The 14689-nt window shown below is 66.1% G+C and carries 10 protein-coding genes and 1 tRNA gene; 2 read left to right on the forward strand and 9 right to left on the reverse strand.

Features of this window, described 5'->3' with window-relative positions; genetic code table 11:
• A partial coding sequence (locus F1193_RS09835) for a HAMP domain-containing methyl-accepting chemotaxis protein (RefSeq protein WP_170263506.1) occupies positions 1–1567 on the reverse strand: 1567 nt, incomplete at its 3' end.
• Positions 1568–2216: 649 nt separating this feature from the next.
• On the opposite strand from F1193_RS09835, the gene F1193_RS09840 reads away from it, so the two are divergent.
• Positions 2217–2468, forward strand: a complete 252-nt coding sequence (locus tag F1193_RS09840) for a zinc-finger domain-containing protein (protein WP_150097515.1) — start codon at positions 2217–2219, stop codon at positions 2466–2468.
• Positions 2469–3322: 854 nt separating this feature from the next.
• Positions 3323–3408, forward strand: a tRNA-Leu gene (locus F1193_RS09845).
• 448 nt (positions 3409–3856) lie between these two features.
• On the opposite strand, the gene F1193_RS09850 is transcribed toward F1193_RS09845, so the two are convergent.
• From F1193_RS09850 to rseP, 8 genes are all read right to left on the reverse strand, one after another.
• The gene (locus tag F1193_RS09850; RefSeq protein ID WP_170263509.1) at positions 3857–5473 is read right to left on the reverse strand and encodes a calcium-binding protein; all 1617 of its coding nucleotides are present in this window, start codon (positions 5471–5473) and stop codon (positions 3857–3859) included.
• Positions 5474–5866: 393 nt separating this feature from the next.
• A complete protein-coding gene (gene lpxB / locus F1193_RS09855; protein ID WP_150097517.1) occupies positions 5867–7054 on the reverse strand; it encodes a lipid-A-disaccharide synthase in 1188 nt (395 codons plus the stop codon).
• The gene (locus F1193_RS09860; protein ID WP_246164275.1) at positions 7051–7923 is read right to left on the reverse strand and encodes an LpxI family protein; all 873 of its coding nucleotides are present in this window, start codon (positions 7921–7923) and stop codon (positions 7051–7053) included. Before F1193_RS09860 ends, lpxB begins: the two co-directional genes overlap by 4 nt.
• Before the next feature lie 4 nt (positions 7924–7927).
• Positions 7928–8728 (reverse strand): acyl-ACP--UDP-N-acetylglucosamine O-acyltransferase, encoded by an 801-nt coding sequence (gene lpxA, locus F1193_RS09865; protein ID WP_150097519.1) that lies wholly within the window; start codon positions 8726–8728, stop codon positions 7928–7930.
• 5 nt (positions 8729–8733) lie between these two features.
• Entirely contained in the window at positions 8734–9192 is a 459-nt protein-coding gene (fabZ, locus tag F1193_RS09870) for a 3-hydroxyacyl-ACP dehydratase FabZ (protein ID WP_150097520.1), read from the reverse strand.
• Entirely contained in the window at positions 9189–10265 is a 1077-nt protein-coding gene (lpxD, locus tag F1193_RS09875) for a UDP-3-O-(3-hydroxymyristoyl)glucosamine N-acyltransferase (RefSeq protein WP_150097521.1), read from the reverse strand. Before lpxD ends, fabZ begins: the two co-directional genes overlap by 4 nt.
• A 641-nt stretch (positions 10266–10906) precedes the next feature.
• Positions 10907–13291 (reverse strand): outer membrane protein assembly factor BamA, encoded by a 2385-nt coding sequence (gene bamA, locus F1193_RS09880; RefSeq protein WP_150097522.1) that lies wholly within the window; start codon positions 13289–13291, stop codon positions 10907–10909.
• A 159-nt stretch (positions 13292–13450) separates the two neighbouring features.
• Positions 13451–14596 carry an RIP metalloprotease RseP gene (gene rseP, locus F1193_RS09885; RefSeq protein WP_150097523.1) on the reverse strand — a complete coding sequence of 382 codons (1146 nt, stop codon included), beginning with the start codon at positions 14594–14596 and terminating at the stop codon, positions 13451–13453.
• Positions 14597–14689: the final 93 nt, after the last annotated feature.

Genomic DNA, 14689 nt, shown 5'->3' on the forward strand with positions numbered 1-14689 from the left:
CGTTGAGCGCGAGCAGGTTGGTCTGGCCGGCGATGGTCGAGATCAGCCCGACGATGTCGCCGATCTTCTGCGCCGCCTGCGACAGCCGGCCGACCTTCTGGGCGGTGGCGTCGGCGTCGCGCGCCGCCTCCGCGGCGATCGAGGCGGACTCATTGACCCGCCGGCCGATCTCGGTGACCGAGGCCGCCAGTTCCTCGGCGGCCGAGGCCACGGTCTGGACGTTGGAGGAGGCCTGCTCGGATGCGCTCGCCACCGCCATCGACTGGCGGTTGGTCTGCTCGGCCGCCGCCGACATGGTCTGCGCCGCACCCTGGAGCTGCGAGGAGGCGCTGGACACCGCACCGATGATGCCGCCCACCGCCCGCTCGAAGCCCTCGGCGAGCTGGTGCATCGCCTGCTTCTTCTCGGCTTCGGCGCGCGCCTCGGCAGCCTTCTGCTCGGCCGTCATCTGGTCCATCCGTATCAGATTGTCCTTGAACACATTGGCGGCACGGGCGGTGTCGCCGACCTCGTCGCCGCGGCGGGTGAACGGGATTTCGACACTCTTGTCGCCGCCGGCGAGCTGCTCCAACACCCCGGCGATGCGGCTGATCGGCCGGCCGACGGCCAGGAAGCCGAACACCGTCGAGCCGATCAGCACCAGCACGGTCAGCGCCCCCAGGATCAGGCCGCTGGTGTCGGCGCTGGCAACGGCCGAGTCGACATCCCGATTGAGCGACGCGGCGAATGCGCTCGCCGCATCGAGTGTCTCATCGACCAGCTGCGTGACCTCGACACGCACGGCGCCAGCCTTCTTGACGGCTGCTGCGCGCTGCGCGGCAGCCGCGCTCGCCGCGTCGAACACCTCGCGGTGCTGCTCGGCAAGTTTGGCGAGCGCCGGCAGGATGGCGGCGAGCTGCGGGGACGGATCCTTCGCCTGCAGGTCGCGCAGTTCGCTCAGCGCCGTCTCGACGCCGTTGCGCACCTGATCCTTCAGCCGCTCGTCTTCGGTGGCGTAGAACCGCCAGATCGCCGAGCGGGCCTCGGCAACCCGGCCGTCGATGCGCTCCAGCAGGGTCGCAGTGTCGGCACCCAGCCGGCTGGAGACTGCCTGCACCTTGGCGAGCTCCGCGCCCCAGGCGTCGACGACGCCCATCAGCTTCTTCTGGACCTGCAGCAGGTCGCGCTGCCGGGCGGCTGCCTCGCGCCAAGTCGCGATGTATCCGTCCACGTCGGTCTTGGCGCGCACCATGCGCTCGCGATTGGCGGCAACCGATGCGGTGGCCGCGACGTCACCGACCCGCTGCGACAGCGCCGGCGCGATCTTGTCGAACTCGGCGACCACCTTGTCGATACCCTCGACGCTGGTGGCGACGCTCGCCTGATAGAACAACGAGCGCATGTCGCGCAGGTCGAGCTTGCTGTCGGTCAGCTTGCCGACAAGGGTCGCCGCCCGCTCCAGCGAATTGGTGGCATTGTCGATCCGATCGAGCGCCACGCGGGAGACGACGACGAGGGTGAGAACCAGCGCCATGCCAATGGCGGCGCTGATGCCGAGTTTCTGCCCGATCTTGAGATTGAATCGCATGACCAATCGGCCTTCTCCGGGGGTGCGCTCCGCCGTTGGAAGAACCGCGGGATGCGGCTTCCGATGCCTCAAGACGAACGCGCCATTTTCACAGCTTGGAATGATATTCGCATTCCGATACGGCATCTAGCTTGATTCAAAAAAGTTAATTTCTGCTGACCAGCGAATCTACGCGCAATTTCGACTTTAGACTCGACTCCATATCTATTTTACAACAGCGGCAGGAGGTATCTATTGATTCACGATCATATAATGTCTTGGATTGGTTGCGCGGAATACGATCAAAATACTTTCGGAGATGAAATTGGGCCTTCCGTGAATGGACCTCACCTGCGAATAACCAAACCAATTGTAAAATTACGTACGTTTGCTTCAAACGACGCATTTTTTGCGAAATTTAGCTTGTTGCAGAACCAGTATTCCGCCACACGCCCAACCGGACGATGGCGCCGGCTAAACATGTCCGGCCCCTACGACGACCTTTGAAATTGCCTTCAGACCGCGGCTTTGCGACGCCGCGTCACCCATACGGCATCCAAATACCCCCATATTTCATCATGTAAATCGAACCTGGAAACCCGCCCGCGAAACTGGCGTCCGCCTGATTCGCCCGCTATCCTGCGCGACTGTCGGACCAGAAGGATCGAGCATGGCGCAACACCTCGTCCCCCATTTCCACAACGGCCCGGGCGTTCCGGTCATTGAGGTGGGCGCCCGGGAGTTCATGTGCATCGGGGCGCCGCCGCCCTTCGACCATCCGCACGTGTTCCTGGACATGGGCGGCGAGCGCGAGATCGTCTGCCCCTATTGCTCGACCCTGTACCGGCTCGACCCCACGCTCGGACCCGCCGAGGCGCGGCCGGCCGAATGCCGCTGGGAGAACGCGGCGCAAGCCGCCTGATCGCGGGAACCGGACCGAACTGCGGACCATCCATTGGCCGCGCAAACACGCGGCTGCGCCGTTCCGATCGCCCACGCTCGCGGGCCATCCGGCCGCTCCCAAGCGGCACGAGCTAAGCGCAAACATGACCGTCGACGGTGGAGGTATGGGCCAATTGCGCAGCAGTTATCGATTGTTTGCGATATCGGCGCCTTATTTCGGACCTTAACCCTTCAGAAACGTTTCCCGTTGAACCTGCAGGCCTCGTCCTTCGACAAAACGAGCAAATGCCCCTTCCGTGCGCCGCGTGCGTACTGCCGCGAGAGGTTTCTCCATGCCCGCCCTGTTTCGTCTGGTGATCGGCACCGGTCTTGCGTTCGAGGCGATCGCCTTGATTGGTGCCTTCCTGGCAGCGGCGTGATCGCGCGCCCGAAGGGCCGGAAACGGCACGACGCCTTCGCCCAATTTCACGGCTTCCGATGATACCCAATCCGGCCCACAGGGCCGGATTGGGTATCCATTGGCTCGCCGGCAATTGGGGCTCGCCGGCATTTCGGCCCGCCGGCAACGGCCCCGGTCCCGGCTGGCGGTGGCGCGCTCGGACGAAGTGCGATCCTGGCCTGACCGTCATGGCGGCGCAGGCCGGGCTCTAGGCCGGCGGCGCCGATCGCGGCGCATCCCGGAAATCGAGCATGCCCTGCGCCGATGCGGGCTGGCCCTACCCTCGCTTGCGGCGCTCGGGTCTTGAGCCAGCCGCCCGACCCGCGCTACGAATTCGCGCGACCTTCAATCTTTGAGGACGTGGACTCTCGCGAACGAAGACGCGCGAGCCCAATGACCGGATGCGCCGACATCCCGAACGTCGGCAGTCTAGAGGCCGCTTGCCGGAACCGGTAGACGGAAGGCACTTAAAATGCCTCGGGCTATGCCCGTGTGGGTTCGAGTCCCACAGCGGCCACCATTGCCGGACCTTCGCGCCGCATGCTGCCCCGAAATCCCACCCGTGAAGGTCTTCCGTCTGCAAGTCTGCCGTCTGCACGTCTGCCGTCTGCAAGCCTCCCGACACGTCGGCGATCCGGCGATCGCACCCGATCCCTGCGCCAGCCCCGCCGAGCATCCCGGTTCGGGGCCACACAAGTTCCTTGACCGGAAGCCGGCGGGATTTCGCTCGCCGAAGTTCCCGTTAGAGCATTTTCCGCAAAAGTGGATACCGGTTTTGCGAAAGAAAATGCGACAAACCAAAAACTTAGAGCGTCCGATCTGATGCAGTCAGATCGGATAACGCTCTAGAGCATTCTCCGCACGTGTGGATACCGGTTTTGCGGAGAATGTTCCAGGTGACGGCCACCAACGAAAACGCCCCGGGGAATCCCCGGGGCGCTTCAAGAGACCAGACAGTGGAGCCGAGATCAGGGCTCTGACTTGAACTGGATGTCCTCGACGCCGAAGAGTTGGATCGTCTGGCCGTCCGAGAACGAAATCGTCCCGCTACCAGTCGCAGCATTGTACGTCGAATTCGCCAGATCGACTTCGCTGAACGCATGGGTCGAATAATAGGTATCCGTCCCATCGCCGCCAAAGATGACGTCGTCGCCGGCGCTGCCGACGATCGTGTCGTTGCCGTCGCCGCCAGTGACGGTGTCGGCGTCGGCACCGGTGACGATCACGTCATTGCCCGCGCCGCCCGAGATCTTGTTCAGGCCGTCACCGGCATAGATGGTGTCGTTGCCGATACCACCGAAGATCGTGTCATTGCCAGCGCCGGCCCCGATCAGATCGTCGCCGCCGTCGCTGCCCGTGCTGTAGTCGCCATAGATCAGGTTGTTGCCAGTGCCGGCATCGATGGTGTCGGCGCCGCCGCCGCCATAGATGGTGTCATTGCCGGAGCCGGCGCCAATGGCGTCGTTGCCCGCGCCGCCGTCGACAGAGTTGCTGCCCTCGCCGGCATTGATCACGTCGCCGCTGGCGCCGCCATAGATCGTGTCGTCGCCACCGTAGGAATAGATCGTGTCGCTGCCGCCACCGCCATAGATCGTGTCATTGTCGGAGCCGGTGGCGATGCCGTCGGCACCGTCGCCGCCATCGACGAAATTGGCGCCTTCGCCGGCATTGATCACATCGGCGCCGGAACCGCCATAGACCGTGTCATTGCCACCATTGGAATAGATCGTGTCGGCACCGTCGCCGCCATAGATCGTGTCGGCACCCGAGCCGGTCACGATGCCGTCGCCGCCATCGCCGCCATCGACATAATTGTCGCCATCGCCGGCAACGATCGTGTCGGCGCTGCCGCCGCCATAGATCGTGTCATTGCCGGAGCCGGCCGTGATGGAGTCGGCGCTGTCGCCGCCATCGACATAGTTGTCGCCGCTGCCGGCAACGATCGTGTCGGCACCCGCCCCGCCATAGAGCGAATCATTGCCGGCGTCGCCCTGCAGGTAATCGCGGCCGTCGCCACCGAAAAGCTGGTCATCGCCGGCACCGCCAACCAGTTGATCATCGCCGGCGCCGCCGAGAATGGTGTCGTTTTGCGCGCCGCCCATGACGATGTCGTCGCCGCCATTCGTCTCGATGTAGCCGGCGTCGGCGCCGGACAGAAGGACGGTATCGTCGCCGTCGGCGGTGAAGACGCCGATCGTGCCGTCGGTCGACGACTCGACGAAGATCATATTGCCACCGTCACTATTGACGATGATGGCCTCATTGTCCCCCGACGGCATGAACACAGTGTCAATGCCGTCCGGCCCGGGGTTCACGATATACAATTCTGCCGCAGGATCGATCGGCTCTGAACCATCCGTCGACTGCTGCGTATACGCCAAGCCGTCGCCGGCGAACACGCCTTGATCGTCCAGATACTTTAGAACGTCTTCGGTAGCCGGGCCAAAGTTTGGCGAAACGATATCGTGGACTTCAGGTCTGGTAAGGGGATACGTCATTGCACCGCTCCCTGCGAGGCATAGCCAATGGTCAAAAACTCTTGCTTCCGCCCCGGCACACCGCGACGGACCCGCCCAATGAGGCAATGGGGAAACCAAACCTTTGCCTTATGAGACCTTGATTACGCGATTGCACAAGGGCTGTCAATTCGCGGGCCGAGAGGCGTCCCCGGAATTTCTATACTCGAATCGGACGGCGGAGGACAATCGACTTGAGTGGAATTGGTCACATTTAAAGATAAGATAGCGCATGGAATCCAAGCTATCCTGGCCATTCCCAAACGAAGACATTAGCCGGCGATCATTGATCGATATAAGGTTTTCGGAGAGATCAAAAACAATCAAAGAAAAAACGTCATATTAACGACAAACCGATTTGCCCCGCAAAGGGCCGGCAGAGGCGGTGGAGCAATCGATGGGTGTGCAACCGGGCTCGCGCGGGCGGATCAGCCGGCCTGCAATGGCCCTGGCTTTGCCTCGTCAGCAGGGCGCGCGCCGCCCCGTCCTGGCCTCGAAGGCCGCAACCACCAGTTCTGCCGCATGACTGGAGGGCGCCGCGCCGTCGACATTCATCATCTGATCAAGCCGGGCGAAGGCCGCCGTCTGGCGGGCACGTTCCGGCCCCTCGCGCACGATGGCGCCGACCGCAGCGGCCAGCTTCTCCGCCGTGCAGTCGGTCTGCAGGTATTCGGGCACGATCATCTCGCCGAGCACGAGATTGGCGAGGATGAACATGTGCAGGCGAATCAGCCGCCGGGCCGCGAACGCCTCGATCGACGAGCCGCGATAGGCCGCGATCATCGGCACGCCGGCCAGCGCCAGTTCCAGCGTCACCGTGCCGGACGCCGCGATCGCCGCGCGGGCGTTGCGAAACGCTTCCAGCTTGCCGGCCTCGCTGGCAATGAGTCGCGGCTTGACCGGCCAGTCCCGCACCCCCGCCTCGACCTGGGCTTCGAGGTGCGGCAGCGTCGGCAGCACCGGCTCGAACGCCCCGATTCGCCGCCGCAGGAGATCCAGCGTCTCGCCGAACACCGGCAGGAGGTGGTGCAGCTCGGCCCGCCGGCTGCCGGGCAGCACCACGATCAGCGGCGGCTCGGCGGCCCGGCGGGCCGCTTCGGCGGGGCCGGGACGCAGCTCGTCGAGCCGCTCGATCAGAGGATGGCCGACATAGGTGCAAGGTGGGCCGTGCAGATCGCGGTGCGCGGCGGGCTCGAACGGCAGCAGCGCCAGGATGTGGTCGCACCATTTGGCCATGGCCCGCGCCCGCCCCGGCCGCCACGCCCACACCGTCGGCGACACATAGACCACGATCGGCAGCTTCGGCAGGCGGCGGCGCACCCGCCGCGCCACCCGGTGGCAGAAGTCCGGACTGTCGATCAGCACCAGCACGTCGGGCGGGTTGTCGATGATCGCCCGCGCCGTCTCCTCGATTCGCCGCAGCGCCCGCCGAACCTGGCGGGCCACCGCGATGAAGCCCACCAGCGCGATGTCGGACATCGGGAACAGGCTCGCAAGCCCCTGCCCGACCATCGCCGGCCCGCCGACGCCGCGAAAGGCGATCCGGCCGCCGGTCCTCGCCCGCAGCGCCGCCATCAGCTTGTCGCCGAGCTGGTCGCCGGACGCCTCGCCGGCAACGATGAACACGTCCAGAGGCGCATCCGTGGTCATGAGGATGGCCCGCGCAGCGGAATGCCGGCGACGAACAGGCCGGCGCGGTCGGCCGCCGCCACGGTCTCGGCGGCATCGGCCACCAGCGTCTCGCCGGCGGCGACCGCGATGCCGCGCAGTTCGGCCCGCAGCGCCCCGGCGACCGTGGAGGCGCCGATCGCCGGCAGGTCGACGCGGCGGTCCTGGTCGGGCTTCGGCGTCTTCACCAGCACGCCGGCGCGGCCGGACAGGCGCAGCCGCCCCATGGCGCGGAGCTCGGCCACGCGCGCCAGCATCAGGTCGGTGCCCTCCGCCGCCTCGATCGCGACGATGCGATGATTGGCCACCACCACCGCCTGGCCGATATCGAACCGGCCGGCGGTGGCGAGGTAGTCGATGCCGATGGCGATGTCGGCGGCGTCCGCCGGGCTCGGTGCGCAGCGGCCGAGCGGCCCCTCCCCGGCCAGAAGCTCGGGCGCGATCTCGTGGGCGCCGCGCACCGTGAAGCCTTCGGCCTCGAACAGCCGCACCAGCCAGGTCAGGAGCTTGTCGTCGCCGCCGAGCAAAGCGCGGGCGTAGCGGGTGATCAGCCGCAACGCCTTGAAGTCGAGCCGGATGTCGCGGATGCGCGGGCGCGTCGCCGAGCCGACGATGACGATCTCGCGGCAGCCGGCACCGCGGAACGCGGAAAACACCCGCCCCGGCATACCGATCGGCACCACGATGTGGGAAAAACGCGCAACCTCGGGCACGGCGAGGCCGCGCAGCGCCACGACGAACACCGGACGGCCGGCGCGCGCCGCTGCCTCCGCCACCATGATCGGCACCCGGCCACCCGCCGCAACGATGCCCAGCGGCTGCGCGCTTATGCCCTCGGCGGCCACCGTCACGGCGTCAGACCTCGTCGAGCCCACGCGGCACGGTGATCCGCCGCTTGGAGCCGGCACGCAGGAAGGCGACGATCTTGCCGACATTGGCATCGTCCGGGAACGTCGCCGCCACCTGCTCGACGCGCTCGGCCAAATTGCCTTCGCCGAAGAACAGTTGCCGATAGGCGCGGCGCAGCGCATGGATCGCCTCGCGCGAGAAGCCACGGCGCTTGAGGCCGACCAGATTGAGCCCGCCAAGCTTGCCGCGCGATCCGAGCACCGAGCCGAACGGGATCACGTCGTGCTCGACGCCGCTCATGCCGCCGATGATCGACTGCTCGCCGATGCGCGCGAACTGATGCACCCCGCACTGGCCGCCGAGGAACACCTTGTCGCCAACCGTGCAATGTCCGCCGAGGGTGGCATTGTTGGCGAAGATGACCTCATCGCCGACGTGGCAGTCGTGCGCCACGTGCGAGCCGGCCATCAGGAAGCAGCGCTCGCCGACGCGCGTCACCCCGCCGCCGAAATCGGACCCGCCATTGATGGTGACCGACTCGCGGATGGTGCAATCGGCGCCAATCTCGACCCGGCTTTCGCCGCCGGCGTGGCGCAGCGCCTGGGGCGAGCCGCCGATCACCGAGAAGGGGTGGAGTTTGGTGCGGGCGCCGATGCGCACCGCTCCGGCGATGACGACATGCGACATCAGCTCGACGCCGTCGCCAAGCTCGACCTCGGCGCCGACGATGCAGAAGGGGCCGACCACCACGTCGGCGCCGAGCCTGGCGCCAGCCTCGACGCGCGCGCTCGGATCGATCCTCGCCATCGCCGTCACTCGCCCAGCATGGCGCCGAGGTCGGCCTCGGCGGCGATCTCGCCATTGACCTTGGCTTCGCCGTGGTACCACCACATGTTCTTGCGCTTGGCGGTCTTGGTCATGTGGAACTCGACGACGTCGCCCGGCACCACCGGCCGGCGGAACTTGCAGTTGTCGATGGTGAGGAAATAGACCACACTTGGGATGTTGGTGCCGCGCGACAGGATGCAGATGGCGCCGGCGGTCTGGGCCATGCCTTCGATCAGCAGGACGCCCGGCATCACCGGCCGGCCGGGGAAGTGACCCTGGAAGTGCGGCTCGTTGATGGTGACCGCCTTGATGCCGACGGCCGAATTGTCGCCGTCGATCTTCTCGATCCGGTCCACCAGGAGGAACGGATAGCGGTGCGGCAGCAGCGCCAGCACGCGCTGGATGTCGAGCGTTTCGAGCACCTTGCCCGTTTCTGCGGTCATGTCTCCCCCCCTTCGTCCTTGCCCGCCGGCCGGTCGCCCTCCCCCTGGGCCGCCAGCTTGGCCAACAACGTCACTTCGCGGAACCAGGCGCGCACCGGCTTGGCCGGCGCCCCACCCCAGCGCGCGCCGGGCGGAACATCGTCCTTCACCGAGGAGGTGGCGGCGATCTGCGCCCCGTCGCCGATATTGACGTGGCCGATGACGCCGGCCTGACCGCCAATCACCACGAAATCCCCCAGCGTGGCGCTGCCGGAAATGCCAACCTGCGCCACGATCACGCAGTTGCGCCCGATGGTGACGTTGTGGGCGATCTGCACCAGATTGTCGATCTTGGTGCCCTCGCCGATCACCGTGTCGCCGCCGGCGCCGCGGTCGATGGTCGAGTTGGCGCCGATCTCGACGTCGTCCTGGATGATCACCCGGCCAAGCTGGGGCACCTTGAGGTGGCCGCGCGGCCCCATCACATAGCCGAAGCCGTCCTGGCCGACGCGCACCCCGCCATGGACGATCACCCGGTTGCCGAGCAAGGCGTGGGTGACGCTGGCGCCGGGGCCGATCCAGCAATCGCGGCCGACGCGCACGCTCTGGCCGACCACCGCATTGGCGGCGACGCAGGTGCCGGTTCCGATCTCGACATCGGCACCCACCACCGCGCCGGGATCGACGGTGACCCCGGGTTCGAGCCGCGCCGTCGGGTGAACGATGGCGCCCGGCGCCACCCCGGCTGTGCCGAACACCGAAGCCGGCTTCAGCGCCTCGGGATGGAGCTTGCGCGACAGCAGCGCGAGCGCGCGGTGCGGATCGGCCACTACCAGCACGGCGATGTGCGCGGGTACCTGCGCCGCGAGCCGCGCCCGTGTGAAACAGGCCGCCGCCCGCGAGGCGCCAAGCGCCGGCAGGTATCTGGTGTTGTCGAAGAAGGTGGCATCGCCCGGCCCCGCCCGATCGAGCGGCGCCACGCCCGAAATCTGGCGATAGAGGTCCACCGGCCGCGGCAGATCGGCCCCGACCAGTTCCGCCACCTCGCCAAGCGTCACAGGCTGGGGGCTGGGAAAGAAGCAGGGCTCGGGCATGGCGGCTGACTGTCGCCGGCAGGCCGTGGCCGACCGGCGGACTCTTTCAAAGGCGGGACCAGACCTTCCGGCATCGCGGGAGCAAACCGGAAGATCGCGTTTGAGACGAACCCGGCCAATCAGGCCGGAGCGTCGTAGACCTGTCGCTGAAAAACCCTATTTCGATCAAGGATTTTCCGGCGAGACCGCTTCCGGCATCCCGAAGGGATCGGCCGGAAACGATATGAGTCGTGGCGTCTTCTATCGCAAAACCGGCTGTCGCGGTTGCGGAAAACGCGCTCTGGCGCCGCCTGCGGCATCGCCATCCCCAGCCGACTGCCGAAAGCCGGGGCCGGCTCGGCCCCGGTTGCCGAACGCCAGCGGTCGCAGACCAATACTGGGGCCCTCGGCTTTGACCCGCCGTGGTCATGGCCGGGCTTGTCCCGGCCATCCACGTCTTTGTTCTATATACGCTTTAAGTCCTGGATGCCCGCGACAAGCGCGGGCATGGCGAGTCACATCCTACGGTCCCAAGCATGAAATCAGAGATTTCGCGAAAACCTGCGACCGGACCCAGGACCAAACGAAAATCCGGCCCGCGGGGGCCGGATTTCGCAGAACGTCTTAGCCGCGCATTGAGTTGGCGGCGGATGCCGTCCGCCTCAGAACCGCGTGCCGCCGCTGAAGCGGAAGGCCTGGGTCTTGTCGTAGTCCGCCTTCGACAGCGCCACGGCGTAGTCGATACGGATCGGGCCGAAGGGCGACGACCAGATCACACCGGCGCCGACCGACGACCGGATGACGTTTCCGTCCTCGACTTCCATGCCGTTGTAGACTTCGCCCTGATAGTCCCACAGCGAGCCGGCGTCGGCGAACAGCGCGCCCCTGAGGCCGAAGTCCTTCGGCATCCACGGCACCGGGAACTGCACTTCCGCCGTGGTGCCCCAGTACATGCTGCCGCCGAGCGCATCCTGATTGTTGGAGTCCATGTCGCGCGGGCCGATACCGGCCGACTTGAAGCCGCGCACCAGATTCGGCCCCATGAAGAAGCCATCCATGATGCGGAACTCCTGGTCGCCCCAGCCGGTGACGTAGCCGCCCTGGGCGCGCAGCAGGCCGACGATGTCGCTGCCGAGGTCGTGGTACCAGCGCACGTCGCCGGTGGTGCGGACGAAGTTGACGTCGCCGCCGATACCCGCGAAGTCCTGCTTCAACTCGGCGTAAAGACCCTTGGTCGGCTGCTTGTTGCTGTCGAGCGTGTTGTAGGCCAGCGTATAGCCGACGAGCGACACCATCTGCGGATCGCCGGCGATCTGCTTGAAGGCCTGCGACGCCTCGCCGTTCTCCTGACAATCCGGAAAGGGAACGTTACCCTGCGGGGCGCAGTCCCGGTACTCTGGGTTCCCGATCTCGATCTCCTGCTGGTAGAGCGAATAGCGCAGCAGCAGCGAGAGATTGTCCTGCAGCGGCAGGCCGAAGCGGATGGTGCCGCCCACCATGTTGTTGCTGTAGGAGGCCGACGTCGACGAGGACGGCTCGGTCTGCTTGTAGAACAGGTCGAAGCCGGCCGCGATGCGGTAGCCCATGAAATAGGGATCGGTGAAGTTGAACTCGGCGCTCTTGGAGTACTCACCCCAGGAGCCGGCCAGACGGACATAGTGGCCGCGGCCGAGGAAGTTGCGCTCCGCCACCGCGACTTCGCCAATGAAGCCTTCGGCCGTCGAATAGCCGCCCGCCACCGAGAACTCGCCGGTCGGCTGGTCTTCCACTTCGACGTTCAGGATCACGCGGTCGGGCGCCGAGCCGGGCTCGTTGGTGATCTTCACCGTCTTGAAGTAGCCAAGGTTCCTCAGCCGCCGCTCGGCCCGGTCGACCATCACGCGGTTGTAGGCGTCGCCCTCGAAGATGTCGAACTCGCGCCGCACGACATAGTCACGGGTGCGGGTGTTGCCGCGGACATTGATGCGCTCGATATAGACCCGCGGTCCTTCTTCGATCACATAGGTGACCGAGATCTGCTGGGTTTGCGCATCGCGGTCGCCACGCGGGCGCACCTGCGCGAAGGCATAGCCCTTCTTCGACACCTCGATGGTCAGATCCTCGATCGTCTTCTCGACCAGATCGGCATTGTAGGTGTCGCCCTGGCGCGTGCGCAGCACCCTGCGCAGCGAGTCCGACTCGACGTCGCGGATGTTCGACTGAACCTCGACCGTTCCGAACTTGTACTGCTGGCCTTCGTCGAGGGTGATGGTGATGTTGAATTCGTTCTTCTGCCGATCGAGATCGGCCACCGCCGACAGGATGCGGAAATCCGCATAGCCGTGCTGGAGGTAGAAGCGCCGCAGCAGTTCCTGGTCGGCATTGAGCCGGTCGGGATCATAGACGTCGCTGTTCTTGATCCAGCTCAGCCAGTTGGACTCGGTCGTGTTCATCACGTCCTTGAGCTTCCAGGAACCGTACGCCTTGTTGCCCACGAACTCGATGCGGCGGACCGCGGTCTTGGTGCCTTCGGTGACCTCGAACACGAGGTCGACCCGGCCGTTCGGCAGGTCGATCGTCTTCGGCTCGACGCGCACGTCGTAGCGGCCCGACCGGCGGTAGACTTCCAGGATGCGCTGAGTATCGGACTGGACGACGGCGCGCGACAGCGGCCCGCGCGACTTGGACTGGACCTCGCCAGCCAGCACGTCGTCCTTGATCTTCTTGTTGCCCTCGAAGGCAACGCGATTGATCACGAGGTTCTCGACCACCGTGACCACCAGCCGCCCACCCTGCTGGCTGACCCGCACGTCCTCGAACAGGCCGGTGGCGAACAGCCCCTTCACGCCCTCGTCGATGGTGACGGCGTCGAGCCGGTCGCCCCGGAAATAGCCGCGGATGGTGTCGGCGTCGACGCGGCGGTTGCCCTGGACGACGATGGACGACGCGGACTGGGCAGACGCTTGCGTGGCAAGCATCACCGACCCTGTCCCGGCCGTGGCCATGCCGCCAGCGGCAAGCATGACCACCGTGACCAGTCGACCAACAACCCGAACACAATAAGTCATTGGTAAGCAACCGTTATGTTTGTTATGACGCCGTTCCGCGAGAGGGGAATCCCACGGGGACGAACCGCTTGTACAGTCATTTCCACCCCCTGGAAACCAAGGCCTTGGCTGGCGCAGCGAATTTCTGGGCACCGTTGCTCTTCCGCCACTCTGTGATGGTCATGACGTCGCCAGATGGACGATGTCGTTCCACGTTGCGAACACCATCAGCATGACGACCAGCGCCAGTCCGACCCGGAAGGCCATTTCCTGCGCGCGCTCGCTGATCGGACGACCCCGCGCCGCCTCGATGGCGTAGAAGAGAAGGTGGCCGCCGTCGAGCATCGGCACCGGAAACAGGTTCAGAAGGCCGATCGACACCGACAGAACCGCCGTCAGGTTGAGCAGCGCAACCAGGCCGATCCCGGCGACCTGCCCGGAGAGCTGGGCGATGCGAATCGGCCCGCCGAGCTGATCGGCGGATTCGCTGCCGCTGATCAGGCCGCCGATATAGGCCACCGTGCGGTCGATCACGAACCAGGATTCCTGCACCCCCATCCACAGCGCGGTGAACGGGTCGTAGCGCTCAAAGGTCACGTCCTCGGGCGTCGTCGACCGCGTCAGGCCGAGAATGCCGGTACGCAGGACGTTGCCGAAATTGTCCTTCTTCTCGCGCAGCTCGGGCGTGGCCATGAGGGTCTGGCGGGTGCCGCCGCGGTCGACCTCGACGGTGATCTGCACGCCGGCGCTGGCACCGACGATGCGCTGCATGTCCGAGAAGCTGCGAATCGGCCGCCCGTCGATCGCCATCACCACGTCGCCGGGCTGGAACCCGGCCGCCTCGGCGGCGCTGCCCGCCTCCACCCGGTCGACCCGGGCGGCGGTAATCTGCTTGCCGTAGAAGGTGAAGATGCCGGCGAAGATGACGATGGCCAGCAGGAAATTCGCAACCGGCCCGGCCGCCACCACCGCCGCCCGCTGCCCCACCGTCTTGTGGAAGAAGCTGACCCGGCGCTCGGCCTCGGTCATGGCGCGGACGGCCTCGCCGTCGGGCACGCTGGCGGCGTTCTCGTCGCCGAAGAAGCGCACATAGCCGCCGAGGGGGACCAGCGCCACCCGCCAGCGGGTGCCGTGCCGGTCATTGAAGCCGAACAGCTCCGGCCCGAACCCGATCGAGAACGCCTCGACCCTCACCCCGCACCGGCGGGCCACCCAGAAGTGCCCGAACTCGTGGAAGAACACCACGATGGTGAGGACGAAGAGGAACGGCAGAACGTAGCCGACAACCCCACCCCCGAAGGCGCCGAGCGCGCTGAACAAATCCATCTTGTGCGTCCTGCTCCCTTTGAGTCGATGTCCGGCCGATCAGGCAGGCGCTCCGTGCTCCGGCTGCCGAGAACCGACTTCGAGCAGCGGATT

It is taken from the genome of Blastochloris sulfoviridis (genome assembly GCF_008630065.1).
Classification (GTDB): Bacteria; Pseudomonadota; Alphaproteobacteria; order Rhizobiales; family Xanthobacteraceae; genus Blastochloris; species Blastochloris sulfoviridis.